General features: G+C 68.9%; 16 protein-coding genes and 1 tRNA gene. 11 read left to right on the forward strand and 6 right to left on the reverse strand.

Going from position 1 to position 18,213, the window contains the following annotated elements; all coding sequences use genetic code 11:
* Positions 1 to 709: 709 nt before the first annotated feature.
* Positions 710 to 1,264: a GNAT family N-acetyltransferase gene (locus ACWCO2_RS09935; protein ID WP_450127348.1), complete on the reverse strand. Its 555-nt coding sequence runs from the start codon at positions 1,262 to 1,264 to the stop codon at positions 710 to 712.
* Positions 1,264 to 2,049, reverse strand: coding sequence for a GntR family transcriptional regulator (locus ACWCO2_RS09940; protein WP_450127349.1), 786 nt, complete (start codon positions 2,047 to 2,049; stop codon positions 1,264 to 1,266). The genes ACWCO2_RS09935 and ACWCO2_RS09940 overlap by 1 nt, the downstream gene beginning before the upstream one ends.
* Before the next feature lie 145 nt (positions 2,050 to 2,194).
* Here ACWCO2_RS09940 and ACWCO2_RS09945 point away from each other — a divergent pair, with 145 nt between their 5' ends.
* From ACWCO2_RS09945 to ACWCO2_RS09955, 3 genes are read left to right on the forward strand one after another with little or no spacing between them, the layout of a single operon-like run.
* Entirely contained in the window at positions 2,195 to 2,620 is a 426-nt protein-coding gene (locus tag ACWCO2_RS09945; RefSeq protein WP_450127350.1) for a hypothetical protein, read from the forward strand.
* The gene (locus ACWCO2_RS09950) at positions 2,617 to 4,149 is read left to right on the forward strand and encodes a replication initiator (protein ID WP_450127351.1); all 1,533 of its coding nucleotides are present in this window, start codon (positions 2,617 to 2,619) and stop codon (positions 4,147 to 4,149) included. The genes ACWCO2_RS09945 and ACWCO2_RS09950 overlap by 4 nt, the downstream gene beginning before the upstream one ends.
* On the forward strand, positions 4,142 to 5,266 hold the full coding sequence (locus ACWCO2_RS09955; protein WP_450127352.1) for a tyrosine-type recombinase/integrase: 1,125 nt from the start codon (positions 4,142 to 4,144) through the stop codon (positions 5,264 to 5,266). Before ACWCO2_RS09950 ends, ACWCO2_RS09955 begins: the two co-directional genes overlap by 8 nt.
* Before the next feature lie 33 nt (positions 5,267 to 5,299).
* On the opposite strand, the gene ACWCO2_RS09960 is transcribed toward ACWCO2_RS09955, so the two are convergent.
* Positions 5,300 to 5,372 (reverse strand) — tRNA-Arg (locus tag ACWCO2_RS09960).
* 170 nt (positions 5,373 to 5,542) lie between these two features.
* On the opposite strand from ACWCO2_RS09960, the gene ACWCO2_RS09965 reads away from it, so the two are divergent.
* Positions 5,543 to 6,460 carry a cation diffusion facilitator family transporter gene (locus tag ACWCO2_RS09965; protein WP_450127353.1) on the forward strand — a complete coding sequence of 306 codons (918 nt, stop codon included), beginning with the start codon at positions 5,543 to 5,545 and terminating at the stop codon, positions 6,458 to 6,460.
* 35 nt (positions 6,461 to 6,495) lie between these two features.
* Here the strand turns inward: ACWCO2_RS09965 and ACWCO2_RS09970 are convergent, their stop codons facing one another.
* Together ACWCO2_RS09970 and ACWCO2_RS09975 are read right to left on the reverse strand one after the other, a co-directional pair.
* Positions 6,496 to 7,149, reverse strand: a complete 654-nt coding sequence (locus ACWCO2_RS09970) for a DUF305 domain-containing protein (protein WP_450127354.1) — start codon at positions 7,147 to 7,149, stop codon at positions 6,496 to 6,498.
* Positions 7,150 to 7,152: 3 nt separating this feature from the next.
* Entirely contained in the window at positions 7,153 to 7,944 is a 792-nt protein-coding gene (locus ACWCO2_RS09975) for a DUF3105 domain-containing protein (RefSeq protein WP_450127355.1), read from the reverse strand.
* A gap of 212 nt (positions 7,945 to 8,156) precedes the next feature.
* Here ACWCO2_RS09975 and argS point away from each other — a divergent pair, with 212 nt between their 5' ends.
* From argS to rho, 6 genes are all read left to right on the forward strand, one after another.
* On the forward strand, positions 8,157 to 9,818 hold the full coding sequence (gene argS, locus ACWCO2_RS09980; RefSeq protein ID WP_450127356.1) for an arginine--tRNA ligase: 1,662 nt from the start codon (positions 8,157 to 8,159) through the stop codon (positions 9,816 to 9,818).
* Positions 9,819 to 9,885: 67 nt separating this feature from the next.
* Complete coding sequence (gene lysA, locus ACWCO2_RS09985; RefSeq protein WP_450127357.1) at positions 9,886 to 11,304, forward strand: diaminopimelate decarboxylase; 1,419 nt, start codon at positions 9,886 to 9,888, stop codon at positions 11,302 to 11,304.
* The gene (locus tag ACWCO2_RS09990; RefSeq protein WP_450127358.1) at positions 11,305 to 12,609 is read left to right on the forward strand and encodes a homoserine dehydrogenase; all 1,305 of its coding nucleotides are present in this window, start codon (positions 11,305 to 11,307) and stop codon (positions 12,607 to 12,609) included. It begins immediately after the preceding gene.
* Positions 12,606 to 13,685 carry a threonine synthase gene (gene thrC, locus ACWCO2_RS09995; protein WP_450127359.1) on the forward strand — a complete coding sequence of 360 codons (1,080 nt, stop codon included), beginning with the start codon at positions 12,606 to 12,608 and terminating at the stop codon, positions 13,683 to 13,685. Before ACWCO2_RS09990 ends, thrC begins: the two co-directional genes overlap by 4 nt.
* Positions 13,682 to 14,596, forward strand: coding sequence for a homoserine kinase (thrB, locus tag ACWCO2_RS10000; RefSeq protein WP_450127360.1), 915 nt, complete (start codon positions 13,682 to 13,684; stop codon positions 14,594 to 14,596). Before thrC ends, thrB begins: the two co-directional genes overlap by 4 nt.
* 733 nt (positions 14,597 to 15,329) lie before the next feature.
* Entirely contained in the window at positions 15,330 to 17,237 is a 1,908-nt protein-coding gene (gene rho, locus ACWCO2_RS10005; RefSeq protein WP_450127361.1) for a transcription termination factor Rho, read from the forward strand.
* 56 nt (positions 17,238 to 17,293) lie between these two features.
* On the opposite strand, the gene ACWCO2_RS10010 is transcribed toward rho, so the two are convergent.
* Positions 17,294 to 17,695: a hypothetical protein gene (locus ACWCO2_RS10010; protein ID WP_450127362.1), complete on the reverse strand. Its 402-nt coding sequence runs from the start codon at positions 17,693 to 17,695 to the stop codon at positions 17,294 to 17,296.
* Positions 17,696 to 17,965: 270 nt separating this feature from the next.
* Here ACWCO2_RS10010 and rpmE point away from each other — a divergent pair, with 270 nt between their 5' ends.
* Positions 17,966 to 18,178, forward strand: a complete 213-nt coding sequence (rpmE, locus tag ACWCO2_RS10015; protein WP_450127363.1) for a 50S ribosomal protein L31 — start codon at positions 17,966 to 17,968, stop codon at positions 18,176 to 18,178.
* Positions 18,179 to 18,213 lie beyond the last annotated feature (35 nt).

Consider the following 18,213-nt stretch of genomic DNA (forward strand, 5'->3'; position numbering starts at 1 on the left):
TGTCGCTGGCAGACGGTGACGTACAAACAGATCCGCCCCTGGCGGCGATTGCCGAACCAGGGGCGGATCTTGGGTGCGCCCTCGGCAGGACTCGAACCTGCGACACCTGCCTCCGGAGGGCGTTTCAGGCGCGCCGTAGAACTGCGTCATTGCCGGTGAGCTGCGGGCCTGCGTGTCGCGTAGTACCGGTCAGTTGCCGTTGTTTTTGGTCAGTACTGGTTGTCCTGTGCCCCGAATGTGCCCCGGCCGCTCTTCTCTCCGCCTACAAGGGAGGGCCTCTGTCCTCACCCCGTCGACCTGTCGAAGACCGATCAGGCTGTGTCAAGGGGGCAACATCCGAGGCCAACGGTACGCGTCGGCGGAAGCTTGCCCCCTTGACGCGGCCTGATAGCCCTGTGGGAGGTCGATGGGGTGAGGACGGAGCAGCCACGACCGAACCGCAGCGTTCGAGCACTTCCCCTCACCCTGTTGGCCTGCCCGTCCGGCGAGGACATCTCTTTGCGTGTGAACGTGGCCCGCTGGTGGCGCGGGGCCGCCTGCCTTCCGCCTGCGCCCGGCCGTCGACCGCCGGCCGGGACCGGCCGCCAGGCCGCACGCCCGGTCCGGTGGTCGATTCGGCCGGGCTGGCATACAGCAGGCTGGCGGCCCCGCAGGGGCCGCCCTTGATGAAGAAAAGAAACTCTGAACACCGGGGCATGTCGAGTGCAGTTCAACCCCGGGCGGCGTGGAGTGCTGGGCCAAGGCCTTCGGGTCGCGGTGCCGCGAAGCATAGAGCCGGGACTGATTCGCCGTCGCCGAACGAGTGCCGGGCTTGGCCGATGCGGCCCCATCCGAGTCGTTCGTAGAGCCGGATCGCCGCGCGGTCCTTCTCCATGACGTCCAGCGTCAGGCTCAAGCTGTGGGTGGTCGCGTGGTCCATGACGGCACGGACAAGGCGTTCTCCGACCGCAAGGCCCCGCGCATCGGGATGGACAAAGAGACGTCCGAGTACGGCGATCTCGGAATCCGTCTCGCCTGACAGCGCGGCCCACTGCTCGGCCGCGTCGTCGCCGCTTCCAGGGCGCGTGAGAGCCACGTGGCCGACTACACCGCTGTTGACCTCCCCCACCCACGCTTGAATGAGCCCGGCTGGCGACAGCCATGCCCCAGGGTCGTCCGCGCCTTCGACCGGGTAGCCGTCGTTCTCATGAACGCGGACGAGTACCTGTCCGGCAGGGGTGATGTCGGCTGCGGCGCGCTTCCTGATGACGACTTCTGGGCGCATCAATCCTCCACGGGCATGTTGTAGTCCAGTCCAGTGATGTCGGCACGCATGACGAATCGGGTCACCTCGAAAGCGGTTCCGCGGTTGTCGATTCCGGTGTGCAGCACCTCGATTACAGGCACCCCGTCAGGGATCGCCAGCCCGCGCAATTCGTCTGGGCTTGGCATGCGTGAGCTGATCTCTTCCCTAACTCGGCTGATCGAGTGGCCCTGTTCTTCAAACCTGGCGTACAGGCTCCCTTTGCCCAGCTTTGCGGAGTCAGCAAGGACCGAACCGTCTGCAACACCCCACGGGATGTAGGTAACGCCCATCTGGACCGGCTCATCGTCGGCGAAGTACCAGTTTTCCCGGCGAACCACCGTGTCCGCTTCGGTGTCCAGCCCCAGGCGCTCGGCCACTTCGGCCGGCGGTGCGCCTCGGGTGATTGAGGTGCAGTCGACCCGCGCCGTGCGTCCCTGCTTTGCAACTTCAGCGCGGTATGGCGACAGGCCGGTCTCGTTGCGCAGTCGGTGCGAGTACCGCTCACTCCCGAAGCGGAGCAGCCGACGTTTACCCCGGACGAACACGCCTCGACCGTGTTGCGCGGTCGCTAGCCCCTCCTCGATCAGCAATCGAACAGCCTCCCGCGCTGTGTTGCGCGCGACGCCGTGCTCTTCGGCCAAGGCCCGTTCGGATGGCAGCTTGTCGCCTGCGGCATACGCGCCGGAAGTGATCGCGTGCCGAAGCTCGTGCGCCACTCGGCGGCTGGGCAGTTGGCCGCTTTCATGGTCATTTTCCCTGGTCAACGTCTCCTCAATTCCGCGCCCAACAGCAGGCGACTCGCCCCCCACTTTACTGGCTCAAGCCACTTCTTGACACCCCACCACTTAGGTGCTCTACTGGCTTAAGCCAGTACTGGCTTAAGCCAGTTGGGACCCGTCGGAGGTTGTCGTGACTGCTGTGCTGAATGCCCCGAAGATCCAGCCCGAGTTGTCGCAGGGCGAGATCGAGGAGATCACCTCGTTCCGGTTCACCGACCTGAACCCGCAGATGAACCGGTCGCTGTGCCAGTCGATGTTCCGGGACCTGCCGGAGTTCGTGCAGGACATCGTTGAGGACAAGTTCGACCTGTGTGCTGGCGAGTGGGACGAGCTGGTGAAGATGGGCGACGTCCTGGAGTTCACCGGCGCGGGCTCGCACAAGATCCCGTCCCGCATCGCGAGCGTGCAGCGCCAGATCCGCCGGGGAAACTCGCGCCGGAACGTCTGCGAGGACTGCGACGGCACCTGCGTTCAGATCGACTGGGACGGCTCGATCACCGGTGAGCCCGGCACCCCGGCGTGGTGCTTCTGCACGCGCATGGCGGCGGCTGCATGAGCAGGGCGGCACTGTCGGACCTGCGCCCCAAGGACGGATTGAGCCACCGAGCACGCGCGGTCGACTTCAAGCGCTGGCGCGCCGACATGCAGCGCCTCGGTGGCTGCACACAGCCCATCCGGCTGTCCGGCTCGTGGGCGGTCCAGGACAACGCCACCGGCAACGTCCTGGACTCCCGGCACGGCCAGGTCATGGTCCCGTGCGGCAACCGCCGCGAATCGGTCTGCGTGGCCTGTTCTGACCGCTACGCCGCCGACGCCTACCACCTCCTGCGCGCTGGGCTCGCCGGAGGCACCAAGGGAATCCCCGCCAGCGTCGCGGACAAGCCCCGGTTGTTCGTCACCCTCACCGCCCCGAGCTTCGGCCCGGTGCACAACCGCCGCGCCCCCCGCGGGAAGGCGATCCCCTGCCGGTGCGGCGAGTTCCACCACCCCGACGACCCCCGCCTCGGGCAGCCGATCGACCCGGAGGCCTACGACTACACCGGTCACGTGCTGTGGCAGGCCCACGCCGGGGCGCTGTGGCACCGCTTCACCACCTACCTCAAGCGCCACCTCGCCGAGGCCGCAGGACTGCGCCAACGCGACTTCGCCGACCACGCGGAGCTGGCGTTCGCCAAGGTCGCCGAGTACCAGCGCCGAGGCGTCATCCACTTCCACGCCGTGATCCGACTCGACGGACCCGCCGGACCCGACGACCCCACCCCAGCATGGGGCACCACGGACGCTCTCACCGAGGCGATCCGCACCGCGCACGCCAACACCGTGATCACCTCCCCCGAGACCGACGGGCGCACCTGGGAACTCGCCTTCGGCGAGCAGATCGACATCCGACCGATCCGCCCAGTAGATGCCGACCAGGTCGAAGACGAGCACGGCACGATCACCGACGACCGCTTGGCGTCCTATGTGGCCAAATACGCTACCAAGGGCACCAGCACCAGCGAAGCCACCGACCGCCGCATCCGTTCGCAAGCCGACATCGACCGACTCAAGGTCACCGCTCACCACCGCCGGATCATCCAAACCGCCTGGGACCTCGCCGCCCCGGTGCCGTGCCCGGAATGCCACCCCAACGGCCCCCACCAGGCCGAGGACTGCGGTTGCCAGCAGCGCACCCACGCGCAGTTCTGCACCACCTGCGCCAACGGCGGCGAGGTCACCCGGACGACCCGCCGGCAGTTCCTGCACCCCACGCTCGGCGACAAGCTCGACCCGCTCGACGCTCTCAAGCTGCGGCACTGGGCGCACATGCTCGCCTTCCGGGGGCACTTCCTCACCAAGAGTCAGCGCTACTCGGTGCCGTTCCGGCAGATCCGCGACGACCGACGCCGCTACCAGCACGAAAACACCCTCGCCGAACTCGGCATCACCGACGAAGACTCAATCACCGTCGTCAACGACTGGGCCATGACCAGCGTCGGCCACCACACCCCCGAAGAACGCGAACTCGCCGCCGCGATCGCAGAACGGCAGCGAGAAGCACGAAAACACAAGTACAGGCAGGAATGGAGCGTCAGTAGTGGCTGACATCGATGACCGTTGGCACCGTACCGGCCCGGACGGAAAGCCCGAGCGCACCGACCGTTACGGCACTGGTGCTCGGTGGCTGGTCCGCTGGCGTGATCCTGATGGGCGTCAGCGCAAGAAGAGCTTTCGCCGTAAGGCTGACGCCGAACAGTACGCCACGACCGTCGGTCACGGGCTTCTCTCTGGTACCTATATCGCCCCCGATGCAGGCAAGATCTCCGTAGGGGACTGGGCAAATCGTTGGCTGGACGCTCAGGGGCATCTCGCGCGATCAACGTTCGTCAGGTACGAGATCGCGATCAACACTCACATCCTTCCAAGGTGGGGCAACGTCCAGTTGTCTGCGGTTAAGCACGCTGACGTGCAGATCTGGGCTTCGGGGCTTACAAAGAGCTGGTCAGCCGCGTCTGTCGTCAAGGTGCATCGCGTCTTCTCCCAGGTACTTGCATGGGCTGTCCATGATGGACGGATCGCGCGCAATCCTGCGGAGGGCATCCGGCTTCCGCGTCCAGCCTTGCCCGATCATCGCTACCTTGATCACTCGGAAGTCGCCAAGCTGGCTGATCGATGCGGAGAATATGGCGTCGTAGTCCGGTTTCTGGCCTATACCGGCCTGCGGTGGGGCGAACTCGCGGCGCTGAAGGCTGGGCGCGTGGACCTGGATCGTCGGCGTGTCCTGGTGGCGGAGTCCGTCACAGAGGTGAACGGTCAACTGGTCTGGGGTTCCCCTAAGACGCATGAGCGACGTGCGGTCCCTCTGCCTCGGTTCTTGGCGGAGGAGCTGAGGCAAAGGGTCAGCGGTAGGACGGCTGATGCCCTCGTGTTCACTTCTCCGCGCGGCGGGGTGCTGAGGGTGCGGAACTTCCGCCGGGGCGTTTTTGATCCTGCCGTGCGGGACGCCGGTCCACGCGGCTTCCACCCGCACGAGCTCCGTCACACTGCTGCATCCCTGGCGATCGCATCAGGAGCAGACGTGAAGATCGTTCAGCAGATGTTGGGGCACAAGACGGCAACGATGACCTTGGACCTTTACGGGCATCTGTTCCCGGACCGGCTGAACGACATTGCAGACCGGATGGACCTTGCGGTGCGTGCCCCAGATGTGCCCCAAGGGTGACCTTGGGGTCGGGCAACAACGCTATGAACTGGGCGCCCTCGGCAGGACTCGAACCTGCGACACCTGCCTCCGGAGGGCAGTGCTCTATCCGCTGAGCTACGAGGGCTTGTCGCTGCGGACGATCGTTAGCCTATCGCACTCGCTGCGCTGGTTTCGCCGGGGGGTGCGTCGGGCGGCGCTGGCCGCGACGTCTCAGATGCTGGCCCCTATCGCCTTGACCCGTGAACTCATGCATACTTCACTATGTATTGAGGTTGGGTGGAAGTAGGAGGGTCGATGGGTCAGGGCCACGGGCACGGTTCCGCAGCCGACGCGGTCAGCGCCTCCGGGCGCTACGTGCGGCGGCTCGGCATGTCGTTCGCGATCCTGCTCGCGTTCCTCGTGCTCGAAGCCGTCGTCGGATTCATGACGTCCTCGCTGGCGCTGCTCTCCGACGCCGGGCACATGCTCACCGACGTGCTCGGCGTGGGCATGGCGCTCGCCGCGATCACCGCGGCGCGTCGGCCGGTGGGGGATAAGCGGACCTTCGGGCTCTACCGCATGGAAGTCCTGGCCGCGCTCGCCAACGCCGTCCTGCTGTTCGGCGTCGCCGCCTACATCCTCTACGAGTCGATCTCCCGGTTCCAGGATCCGCCGGAGGTCGCCGGGCTGCCGATGATGCTGACCGCAGCGGCCGGGCTGGGCGCCAACCTCGTGGTGTTCGCGCTGCTGCGCCAGGGCGCCAACGAGAGCCTGAACGTGCGCGGCGCCTACCTGGAAGTCCTCGCCGACACCATCGGTTCGGGCGGGGTGCTGATCGGCGGTCTGCTCACCTGGCTGTTCGGCTGGTACCTGGCGGACCCGATCGTCGCCGTCGCAGTCGGCGTGTTCGTGCTGCCGCGGACCTGGAAGCTCGCCCGCCAGGCGCTGCGGATCCTCGTCCAGCAGGCCCCGGAAGGCGTCGACGTGAGCGAGCTGCGCGCGGACCTGGCCGCGCTGCCGTCGGTCACCGAGGTCCACGACCTGCACGTGTGGACCCTCACCTCCGGCATGGAGGTCGCCTCGGCGCACCTGACCACCGGTTCCGACGCTGACCACGGTGGGGTGCTGATCGCGGCGCAGCGCCTGCTGTCCGAGCGCTACCGCATCGACCACGCGACTCTCCAGGTCGAGCCCGCCGAGTGCGCAAAGCGCTGTCGGGAACTGACCTGGTGAGCGCTGCCAAGCTCTGACCTGGCGAGTCGCGTGCGTTAAATCGGCCGAGCGCCGCGCTGCGACAGCATGGTGCGCATGAGCTGGCTTTCGCTGCCCTGCGAGCCGAGCATGTTCTTCGCCAGCTCGCGCACCGCTGGGACGGCCGCGTGGCGTGCGCCGTAGTCGGCCATCGGGGCGCCGCCCTCGTGGTGGCGCAGCATCAGCTGCAGGAAGTAGACGTCGAAGTCCGGGCCGCGCAGGTCCTGCAGGTGCGCCATCTCCGCACTGCTGGCCATGCCCGGCATCAGCCCGCCGCCGGTGGGCGTCCCCGCCCCGCTGTGGTCGTGGCCTTCGGACTTCATCCACTCCATCAGCGGGCCGACGGCCTGCGAGGACTGGTGCCACAGGCTCAGCCAGCCCTGCATGCGGCCGATCTGGTCGCGCTGGTTGGTCTCGATGTCGAAGGCCAGCTGCCGCACCGCGACGTCGTCGGCGCGCTCGCGGGCCAGCGTGGCCATGGTCACCGCTTGCTGGTGGTGCACGCTCATGTCCTGCGCGAACCCGATGTCGACCGGGGTCGGCCCGGGTTCAGCGCGGTCGAGGGACGGCACCCGGATCAGCAGTCCGAGCGCCGCCCCGAGCAGCAGCAGCGCCAGGGCTGCTGCGACGGCAACGAAGATCCGTGCGGCCAGTGGACGTCCGGTCGACACGGCTTACTGCCCCTGGCCCATATCGCCGACTGCCTGGTTCGCGCCGCGGCCGTCCATGGTGACCGCGTCCGGGCCGGGCTGGGTCGGGTCGAACTTCGGCGGGTTGTTGGTGTCGAACGCGCCCGGGTAGGCCTGGCAGGAGCCGCCGATCTCCGGGTAGACGCCGTTGTTGTTCAGCCGCAGCGCGGTGATGAACTGGTCGATGCGCGGGTCGTCGGCGTTGTCGACCTTGAGCTGGTGGCCCCAGGACTGCAGCGAGATCGGGGTGTCCAGACCCGGGTACGGCGACATCATCGTGTAGGGCTTGCCGTCGGCGCGGGCCTTGAGCCGGTCCACGCCGGCCTCGTCGACCTTGTCCGGGTTGTAGGCGATCCACACCGCGCCGTGCTCGAGCGAGTGGACCATGTTCTCGGTGCGCACCGCCTCCGGGTAGATCACGCCGGTGCAGTCGGCCCAGATGCCGTCGTGCGGGCCGCCGAACGGCGGGGACTGGTCGTAGGCCACCCGCTGCGTCGGGGTGGTGTGGATCTGGCCCTGGTATTCGACGGTCTTGACCCCGGGGATCTTCTTGGACGGGTCGGGGTTCTCCGGCGACGGCTTGAACGGCTCGGCGGCCTTCTCGGCTTCGGCCTGGGCTTCCCGGATGTCCGAGGTTTCGGAGTACCTCATGAACGTGAAACCGAAGACCACGGCTGCGAACACCGCCACGGCGGTCACGCCCGAGATCAGCATCCAGGGGATTTGCCGCTGGTGCACCACGGTGTTGCGCACCGCTTTGCTCTTCTTGTTCGCCATGCTGTTCGAAAACCTCGTCTCACCAAGTACCACCGGGGGATCCGGCCCGCCAGTGTAGAGATTGCCGACGTCACGAGAGCCCTCTCGACCAATGCTCGCCACACACGTTCTCACACGTCTGTGACGGGTCGATCACGCACCGTGGTCTTGCCTGCTGGGAACTGGCCAACCCGTTGGCTGAGCAGCGCCGACTCTTCCTTAGACTCCATAAGGTGACTCCCGCCGCGCTCGCAGAGCTGGTCCGCAACACCGCCGTCGAGGTGCTTTCCGCCAAGCAGCTGGACACCTCCATCCTGCCCGAGGTGGTGACCGTCGAGCGCCCCCGCAACCCGGAGCACGGCGACTACGCGACCAACCTCGCGATGCAGGTGGCCAAGAAGGCCGGCGTGAACCCGCGCGAACTGGCGACCTGGCTGGCCGAGGCGCTGACCGGCAAGGACGGCATCGACGCGGTCGACGTCGCCGGTCCCGGCTTCCTGAACCTGCGGCTGGCCGCGGACGCGCAGGGCCAGATCGTGCGCGAGGTCATCACCCGCGCCGCCGAGTACGGCAACGACGACCGCTACGACGGCCTGAAGGTGAACCTGGAGTTCGTCTCGGCCAACCCGACCGGCCCGATCCACCTGGGCGGCACCCGTTGGGCCGCGGTCGGCGACGCGCTCGGCCGCGTGCTGAGCGCGCAGGGCGCCGTGGTGACCCGCGAGTACTACTTCAACGACGCCGGTGCGCAGATCGACCGGTTCGTGCGGTCGCTGATCGCCGCGGCCAAGGGCGAGCCCGCCCCGGAGGACGGCTACGGCGGCGACTACATCGGCGACATCGCCGGTGAGGTGATCAAGGCTGAGCCCGCGGTGATGGGGCAGCCCGCCGAGGAGCAGCACGAGACGTTCCGCCGGATCGGCGTCGGGCTGATGTTCGACGAGATCAAGCAGAGCCTGCACGAGTTCGGCACCGACTTCGACGTGTACTTCCACGAGGACTCGCTGCACACCTCTGGTGCGGTGGCCGAGTCGCTGGAGACGCTGAAAAAGTCCGGTCACGTGTACTTCGCTGACGGCGCCTGGTGGCTGCGCTCCACCGAGTTCGGCGACGACAAGGACCGGGTGGTCATCAAGAGCGACGGTGCGCCCGCCTACATCGCCGGTGACGTCGCCTACCTGCTGGACAAGCGCAACCGCGGCTTCGAACTGTGCATCTACATGCTGGGCGCCGACCACCACGGCTACATCGCCCGGCTCAAGGCCGCTGCCGCGGCGCTGGGCGACGACCCGTCGGTGGTCGAGGTGCTGATCGGGCAGATGGTGAACCTGGTGCGCGACGGCAAACCAGTGCGGATGAGCAAGCGCGCGGGCACCGTCGTCACCCTGGAGGACCTGGTGGAGGCAGTCGGCGTGGACGCCGCCCGCTACTCGCTGATCCGGTCCTCGGCGGACTCCGCGGTCGACATCGACCTGGACCTGATCAGCAAGCGCACCAATGAGAACCCGGTGTTCTACGTGCAGTACGCGCACGCCCGCCTCTCGTCGTTGCAGCGCAACGCGGTCTCGCTGGGAATCGAGCGCGGCACCGTGGACAACGCCGACCTGTCGCTGCTCACCCACGAACGCGAGGGCGACCTGATCCGCACCCTCGGTGAGTTCCCGCGCGTGGTGAACTCGGCCGCCCAGCTGCGCGAACCGCACCGGGTGGCCCGCTACTTGGAGGACGTGGCCAGCGCGTACCACAAGTTCTACGACGCTTGCCGCGTGCTGCAGCCCGGTGACGACCAGGCCAGCGCGCTGACCATCGCCCGACTGCAGCTGTGCGAGGCGACCCGCCAGGTCATCGCCAACGGCTTGGGGCTGCTGGGCGTCAGCGCACCCGAGCAGATGTGACAACGCGGCACCAGTTGTGCCGTGACGAATTGCCTGTCCAGCGGCAGGCTGCGCGAAGGAGCTCTAGATGCGCGCCCATCCCGCCGGGCCCCGGCACGCCGATGTCGTGCTGCCCGGCAACACCGCGGGACCGGTTCCGGCCACCGCGGAAGACGTCGATCAACTGCACCCGCAGGTGTGGCCGCGCAACAGCGAGCGCGGCGCCGACGGTGCCCTCCGGATCGCCGGCATCGACGTCCGAGAACTGGCGGAGCGCTTCGGCACCCCGCTGTTCGTGCTGGACGAGGACGACTTCCGGTCCCGCTGCCGCGACTACGCCGAGGCCTTCGGCGACCCGACCGCGGTGCACTACGCCTCGAAGGCGTTCCTGTGCACCGAGGTCGCGCGCTGGGTCGCCGAGGAGGGCCTGAGCCTGGACGTGTGCAGCGGCGGCGAGCTCGCCGTGGCGCTGCGCGCCGGGTTCCCGGCCGAGCGGATCACCTTCCACGGCAACAACAAGTCCGTCGCCGAGCTGACCACCGCGGTGGAGGCTGGCGTCGGATCGGTGGTGCTGGACTCGTACCACGAGATCGCCCGGCTGGCGCACATCGCCGCCGAGCGCGACGTCCAGCAGCACGTGCTGGTGCGCGTCACCGTCGGCGTGGAGGCCCACACCCACGAGTTCATCGCGACCGCGCACGAGGACCAGAAGTTCGGCTTCTCGTTGGCCGGTGGCCAGGCCGCCGAGGCCGTGCACCGGGTGCTGAAGTCCGGTTCGCTGGTGCTGGCCGGGCTGCACAGCCACATCGGTTCGCAGATCTTCGACGTGGACGGCTTCGAGCTGGCCGCGCACCGGGTGGTGCGGCTGCTGGCCGAGCTGCGCGCCGAGCACGGCGATGAGGCGATGGCCAGCGCGTCCACTGTGGACCTCGGTGGCGGGCTGGGCATCGCTTACACCGGCGACGACGACCCGCTGCCACCGGACCAGCTGGCCACCCGGCTGCGCGAGATCGTGGGCAAGGAGGCCGACAACGCCGGCATCCCCGTGCCCAAGATCGCCGTCGAGCCCGGCCGCGCCATCGTCGGCCCCGGCATGGTCACCGTCTACGAGGTCGGCACCATCAAGGACGTCGCGCTCGGCGCCGAGGTGCAGCGCAGGTACGTGAGTGTCGACGGCGGCATGAGCGACAACATCCGGACCTCGCTCTACGACGCGGTCTACGACTGCCGACTGGTGTCGCGCAGCGCCGAAGCACCGGCCGTGCTGTCCCGCATCGTGGGCAAGCACTGTGAATCCGGTGACGTAGTGGTGCGCGACTGCTGGCTCCCGGAGGACATTGCTCCAGGAGACCTGCTCGCAGTGGCCGCCACCGGCGCCTACTGCTACGTGATGGCCAGCAACTACAACCGCCTGCCCAAGCCGCCCGTGGTGGCGGTGCGCGATGGTCAGGCGCGGTTGCTGCTGCGCAGGGAGACCGAGGACGACCTGCTCCGGCTGGAGGTGTGAGTGAACCAGGACCGTGAACCGATCCGGGTCGCGCTGTTGGGGTGCGGCACGGTCGGTACCGAGGTGCTGCGCCTGCTGAGCGACCAACCCGACGAGTTCGCCGCTCGAACGGGGGCTCCGGTGCTGGTCACCGGGGTCGCGGTGCGCCGCCCGCACAAGCACCCCGAAGTGCCCGAACACCTGCTCACCACCGACGCCCAGGCGCTGGTGGAGGGCGACGTCGACGTCGTGGTGGAGCTGATCGGCGGCATCGAGCCGGCCCGCTCCCTGCTGCTGACCGCGCTGCGGTCCGGCAAATCGGTGGTGACCGCGAACAAGGCGCTGCTGGCCGAGCACGGCTCGGAGCTGTACGCGGCCGCGGACGCCTCCGGCGCCGACATCTACTTCGAGGCGGCGGTCGCCGGGGCCATCCCGCTGCTGCGACCGCTGCGCGAGTCGTTGGCCGGTGACCGGATCAACCGGGTCATGGGCATCGTCAACGGCACGACGAACTTCATCCTGTCCGCGATGGACTCCACCGGCGCCGGCTACGCCGAGACGCTGGACGAGGCCGGTCGCCTGGGTTACGCCGAGGCGGACCCGACCGCCGACGTGGACGGGTTCGACGCCGCCGCGAAGGCCGCGATCCTGGCCTCGCTGGCGTTCCACACCCGGGTCACCGCCAGCGACGTGCACCGCGAGGGCATCTCGGCGGTCACGCCCGGCGACCTCGCCGCGGCGCGCACCCTGGACCGCACGGTGAAGCTGCTGGCGATCTGCGAGCGGGTCGTCGACGAGGACGGCAGCGAGTCGGTGTCGGCCCGCGTGCACCCGGCGATGATCCCGCGCAGCCACCCGCTGGCCGGTGTCGGCGACGCCTTCAACGCGGTGTTCGTGGAGGCCGAGGCGGCCGGGCAGCTGATGTTCTACGGCCAGGGCGCCGGCGGCGCGCCCACCGCCAGCGCCGTGCTGGGCGACCTCGTCGCGGTCGCCCGCAACCTGGTCGTGGCGGGCAAGGGGCCCCGGGAGTCGGCGCACGCGCAGCTGCCGGTGCGCGACATGGGGCAGACCCCGACCCGCTACCACATCAGCCTCGACGTGGCCGACAAGCCGGGCGTGCTCTCGCAGGTCGCGGCCATGTTCAACGAGCACGATGTGAGCATTTCGGTGGTGCGTCAGCAGGGCAGGGGAGCGGAGGCCAGCCTCGTGGTGGTCACCCACACCGCTGCCGACGCGGCACTTAGGTCCACAGTGGACAAGATCGCGCAACTACCGGTGGTGCGCGAGGTGGTCAGCGTGATGCGCGTGGAAGGTGAACCGTCGTGACGAACATCCAGGGCACTCCGGTGCGGGCCGGCTGGCCCGGCCTGATCGAGGCCTACCGGGACCGGGTTCCGGTTCCGGACGGGGCTCGCATCGTGACCCTGCAGGAGGGCAACACCCCGCTGGTGCCAGCCCACCACCTCTCCGAGCTGACCGGCAGCACCGTCTACCTCAAGGTCGAGGGCGCCAACCCGACTGGCTCGTTCAAGGACCGCGGCATGACCGTGGCCATCACGCACGCGCTGGCCGAGGGCAGCAAGGCCGTCATCTGCGCCTCCACCGGCAACACCTCCGCCTCGGCCGCCGCCTACGCGGCGCGCGCCGGGCTGACCTCGGCGGTGCTGGTGCCGCAGGGCAAGATCGCGCTGGGCAAGCTCGCCCAGGCGGTGGTGCACGGCGCGAAGATCCTCCAGGTCCAGGGCAACTTCGACGACTGCCTGGAGCTGGCTCGCAAGACCGCCGCCGAACACCCGGTGAGCCTGGTCAACTCGGTCAACCCGGTGCGCATCGAGGGGCAGAAGACCGCGGCGTTCGAGATCTGCGACGTGCTAGGCCGCGCTCCGGACGTGCACTGCCTGCCGGTCGGCAACGCCGGCAACATCACCGCCTACTGGAAGGGCTACACCGAGTACGCGGGCGACGGCGTCGTCGAGTCGACCCCGCGGATGTTCGGCTTCCAGGCCGCCGGTGCCGCGCCGCTGGTGCACGGCCAGCCGGTCGGCAACCCGGAGACCATCGCCACCGCGATCCGCATCGGCAGCCCCGCCTCCTGGAACGGTGCGGTCAACGCCAGGGACGCCTCCGGCGGTCTGTTCGACGCGGTGACCGACGAGGAGATCCTGACGGCTTACCGGCTGCTGGCCTCCCGCGAGGGCGTGTTCGTCGAACCGGCGTCGGCGTCCAGCGTCGCCGGGCTGCTGGCCGCCGCCGACGGGCGCCTGCCCGCCGGTTCGGTCGTGGTCTGCACGGTCACCGGGCACGGCCTGAAGGACCCGGACACCGCGCTGTCCGGCATGGTCGAGGTCGAGCCGCTGCCGGTGGACCCGGGCGCGGTCGCCACCGCGCTGGAACTCACATGACCGCGTTGCCGGTTTCGGCCGTCCGGGTGAAGGTTCCGGCTTCGACCGCGAACCTCGGCTCCGGATTCGACGCCCTGGGCATGGCGTTGTCCTTGTACGACAACGTTTCCGCCCAGGTCGTCGACGGCCCCGCCGGTTCGGCCAGCGTCCACGTCGAGGGGCAGGGCGCCGGTTCGGTTCCCACCGACGAGCGTCACCTGGTGGTGCGAGTCATCCACGACACGTTGGCGGAACTGGGTTTTCCCGCCCCGGCGCTGCGGTTGCACTGCGAGAACAGCATTCCGCACTCGCGCGGCCTGGGATCCTCGGCGGCGGCCATCGTCGCCGGGGTCGCCGCGGGCTTCGGTCTCGCCGGAATCGACTTGCAGGACAACGAGAACGCTGATCGTGCGCTGCATTTGGCCGCGGCACGCGAGGGGCACGGGGACAACGCGGCGGCGAGCCTGCTGGGCGGATTCGTGGTCGCCTGGCAGGAAAACGGCCGCTTCCGCGCGGTCCGGATGCGACCGCACGCGGACGTGTCGCCGATCGTCCTAGTCCCCCAGGAGGAGTCCTCCACCGACGCCACCCGAGGCCTGCTGCCGGAACGGGTTCCGCACGCCGATGCTGCGTTCGCGGCCGGTCGTGCGGCATTGGCGGTGCACGCGATGACCAGCGCGCCCGAACTGCTGTTGGACGCCACCGACGACCGGTTGCACCAGGACTACCGCGAAGCGGCGTGGCCGGAAACCATCGCGCTGGTCCGCCGCCTGCGCGACGCCGGCGTGGCGGCCGCGGTTTCCGGTGCGGGGCCGACCGTACTCGCCTTACCCGTCGGTGGGGAGCTTCCCGCCGACATTGCGCTGAACGGCTTCCAGTCGCTGCGCCTTCCGGTCGACGACACCGGCGTGCGGATCGTCGAGCAGTCCTGACTCCGGGGTGGTGAACCGGGTGCGAAAGCCCAGTTCGCCGCCCCGCAGCAGCCGCCTCCGCCCGAGGTGGTACAAAGGAGGTGTCGCAGGTGGCGAGCAGCGGATTCGCTGGGTGGCCGCCGATGGCGAGATCTGTAAGGGCGGGCCACACGCCCAAGGGGGTTGTTGCACCCGAACTGCGGGGCGTCTACCCTCAAGGTCAATCAGTCACCGCGCCCAGCGTGCCGGTGCCGCATCCGGGACATCGTTTTCCGGAGCGCATCTCCCGCCGTGAATTGAACTCCGCCCCTCACGGGGTGAAGATCAACTTAGGTGGGTTCGGCTAATCGCGGTGACCGAGGCAGGAGTTGTCAACTCAATTGAGTTTCGCTTCGGGCGATCGACGGTGCACGTCGTTGCCGTTGTCGCGGTGGGGCCTCAAGTTCCAGGAAAGGCCCTCGAACAAGCATCCGGGGCGTCAATCTGAGTCGGGGATTCCTGAATGTGGCGGCAGGGCGTGCATCGGCACGTGTGGATCGGAGTGGATACGTCGCACATGGACCACGCGAGCCGGGTGCCTCCCACTGCCCGGTGCTGCTGGTTCCCGAGCCAATGCCGAATTCGGTCGCGCAACGCGCGGAGGGAAGCCGATCGGCGTCAGAGCTGGTAGCACACACCGGCCGTCCGCACTTCAGAGCGGGCGGGCAATCCGCTGGGTCGCGTAGGAGGCGCGGTCCGGTCAGGAAGGACATTCGTGAGCAACACCGAACTGTTGAGCAGCGAGGCGGCCAACGGCGCCTCTCCCGCTGGCCAGCAGGATTCCGAGGCCAACGGCACCCCGCGTCGACGGGGTGGGCTTTCCGGCATGGTTCTCGCCGAACTGCGCCAACTCGCGGGGGAACTGGGGATCGAGACCGGCGGTCTGCGCAAGGGCGACCTGATCGCCGCCATCAAGGAGAAGCAGGGCGGCACGACCGCTCCGCGCACGCGCTCCACCAAGAAGTCGTCGGCCCGCGACGCCGAAGAGGCCCCCGCGGCCAAGGCGCACCAGCCGGCCCTCGACGAGGTTGACAGCGCGCCCGCGGCTCGCGAGACCCGCGAGGCTTCCGCCGAGCAGAGCACCAGCGGTGCCGCTCCGGCCCGCACCCGCTCCCGGCGGCAGCAGTCCGCCGAGACCGGCGGCGAGGGCGAGGACAACCGTCGCGGCGGCAACCGCCGGCGCCGTTCGTCCAGCCAGTCGGGTGGTGCCGACGAGCAGCGCGGCGAGCGCAAGCAGGAGACCCGCCAGGAGCGCGACAACAACCGGCCCGACCGGCAGGACAACCGCCCTGACCGGCAAGAGCGCCAGGACCGGGACGGCAACCGGCCGGAGCGCGGCAACCGGCAGGACCGGGACCGCGACAACCGGCAGCAGGACGACGACGATGACGAGGGTGGTCGTCGGGGTCGTGGCCGCCGGTTCCGGGACCGCCGCCGCAACCGCGGCCGCGGCGAGGGCGGCGAGCCCGAGGTCCGCGAGGACGACGTCCTGCTGCCCGTCGCGGGCATCCTGGACGTGCTGGAGAACTACGCGTTCGTGCGTACCTCCGGCTACCTGGCCGGCCCGGACGACGTCTACGTGTCGCTGTCGCTGGTCCGCAAGTACGGCCTGCGCCGCGGTGACGCGATCAAGGGCGTCATCCGGCAGCCGCGCGACGGCGAGCAGCAGCGCCAGAAGTTCAACCCGCTGGTGCGGGTGGACTCGATCAACGGCCTGGAGCCGGAGGCGTCGAAGAACCGCGCCGAGTTCCACAAGCTGACCCCGCTCTACCCGAACGAGCGGCTGCGCCTCGAGACCGAGCCGCAGAACCTGACCGGCCGGATCATCGACCTGGTGATGCCGGTGGGCAAGGGGCAGCGCGCGCTGATCGTCTCCCCGCCGAAGGCCGGTAAGACGATGGTGCTGCAGGCAATCGCCAACGCGATCACCACCAACAACCCCGAGTGCCACCTGATGGTCGTCCTCGCCGACGAGCGTCCGGAAGAGGTCACCGACATGCAGCGCTCGGTGAAGGGCGAGGTCATCGCCTCGACCTTCGACCGTCCGCCGTCGGACCACACCACGGTCGCCGAGCTGTCCATCGAGCGGGCCAAGCGGCTCGTCGAGATGGGCCACGACGTGGTCGTCCTGCTGGACTCGATCACCCGACTGGGTCGCGCCTACAACCTGGCCGCTCCGGCGTCCGGGCGCATCCTGTCCGGTGGTGTCGACTCGACCGCGCTGTACCCGCCGAAGCGCTTCCTGGGTGCAGCCCGAAACATCGAGAACGGCGGCTCGCTGACCATCTTCGCCACCGCGCTGGTGGAGACCGGTTCCACGATGGACACCGTGATCTTCGAGGAGTTCAAGGGCACCGGCAACGCCGAGCTCAAGCTGGACCGCAAGCTGGCCGACAAGCGCCTGTTCCCGGCGGTCGACGTGGACTCCTCCAGCACTCGCAAGGACGAGATCCTGCTCTCGCCCGACGAGCTGGCGGTCACCCACAAGCTGCGCCGAGTGCTCGCCGCGCTCGACGCGCAGCAGGCGCTGGAACTCCTGCAGGACCGGCTGCGCAAGTCGCGCACCAACATCGAGTTCCTGATGCAGGTCGCCAAGACCACCCCGGGCAAGGACGACGACTGATCGTCGCTCTCCCGAACGACAGGGCCCGCACCCACCCGGTGCGGGCCCTGTCGTTTTCAAGCGTGCAAGCACTCGGCGTGGTCCTGGTAGGCGCGGACCAGCGTGATGATCAGCAGCGCGACGGACACCGGGCCCGCGACGAGCGCGGCCATGACCGGCACCTCCAGCCCGTCCACGGCCAGCGCGCACGCCACCAGCAGCAGCGGGTAGGCGAACCGCAGGACGTTGCGCTGCCACCGGGAGCTCCAGCGCACGTGGCCGGCGCTGATCGCGGTCAGCGCGGCGGCGAAGCCGAACAGCAGCGGCGCGGACAGGTCCAGGTCCTGGGCCAGCGACGAGTGCGGCTGCAGGGCCAGCTGCAGCAGTCCGGCCGCCCAGGTGGCGCTGCCGAGGAAGAGCAGGGGGAGCAGCACCCACGACCGGACCGCGAGTCTCCCCAACACCGAACACAGCAGCACGCGTAGAAGGATGAACGCCTGGCCTCGCCGCCGGCACCCTTCGCGGTGGGCGGCGCGCCGGACGGTGCATTTGGTGCGTTGGGCGGTTGCGGACCCGTCGAGAGCGGGGCTCGGAATACCCGACGGGAGGCCTGCGTTGCAGGTGGCGGACCGCCCCTGCGGTGCAGGTCATGTGCTGCGGTCTGGCAGAATGCAAGGCTGATTCCGGCTCCGGTTCACCGCGCGGCAATGGTTGCGTGGACCCGGCGGCCAACGAGAGAGGACGAGCCGTTGAAGAGTGGCATTCACCCCGAGTACGTGGAGACGCAGGTCAACTGCGGCTGCGGCAACAGCTTCACCACCCACAGCACCCGCAAGAGCGGCCAGATCACCGTTGAGGTCTGCTCCAACTGCCACCCGTTCTACACGGGCAAGCAGAAGATCCTGGACACCGGCGGTCGTGTGGCGCGCTTCGAGGCTCGCTACGGCAAGCGCCAGAAGTAGCTGTAACGACGGCGCCCGCCCCGCGAACTCGTGGG

It is taken from the genome of Saccharopolyspora sp. NPDC002376, from assembly GCF_053593195.1.

What these genes read in the sequence shown, in the direction of transcription:
- ACWCO2_RS09935 (WP_450127348.1), bottom strand. Translation starts at nt 1,264, where the DNA reads ATGCGCCCAGAAGTCGTCATCAGGAAGCGCGCCGCAGCCGACATCACC.
- ACWCO2_RS09950 (WP_450127351.1), top strand. Translation starts at nt 2,617, where the DNA reads ATGAGCAGGGCGGCACTGTCGGACCTGCGCCCCAAGGACGGATTGAGC.
- ACWCO2_RS09965 (WP_450127353.1), top strand. Translation starts at nt 5,543, where the DNA reads ATGGGTCAGGGCCACGGGCACGGTTCCGCAGCCGACGCGGTCAGCGCC.
- ACWCO2_RS09975 (WP_450127355.1), bottom strand. Translation starts at nt 7,944, where the DNA reads ATGGCGAACAAGAAGAGCAAAGCGGTGCGCAACACCGTGGTGCACCAG.
- lysA (WP_450127357.1), top strand. Translation starts at nt 9,886, where the DNA reads ATGCGCGCCCATCCCGCCGGGCCCCGGCACGCCGATGTCGTGCTGCCC.
- thrB (WP_450127360.1), top strand. Translation starts at nt 13,682, where the DNA reads ATGACCGCGTTGCCGGTTTCGGCCGTCCGGGTGAAGGTTCCGGCTTCG.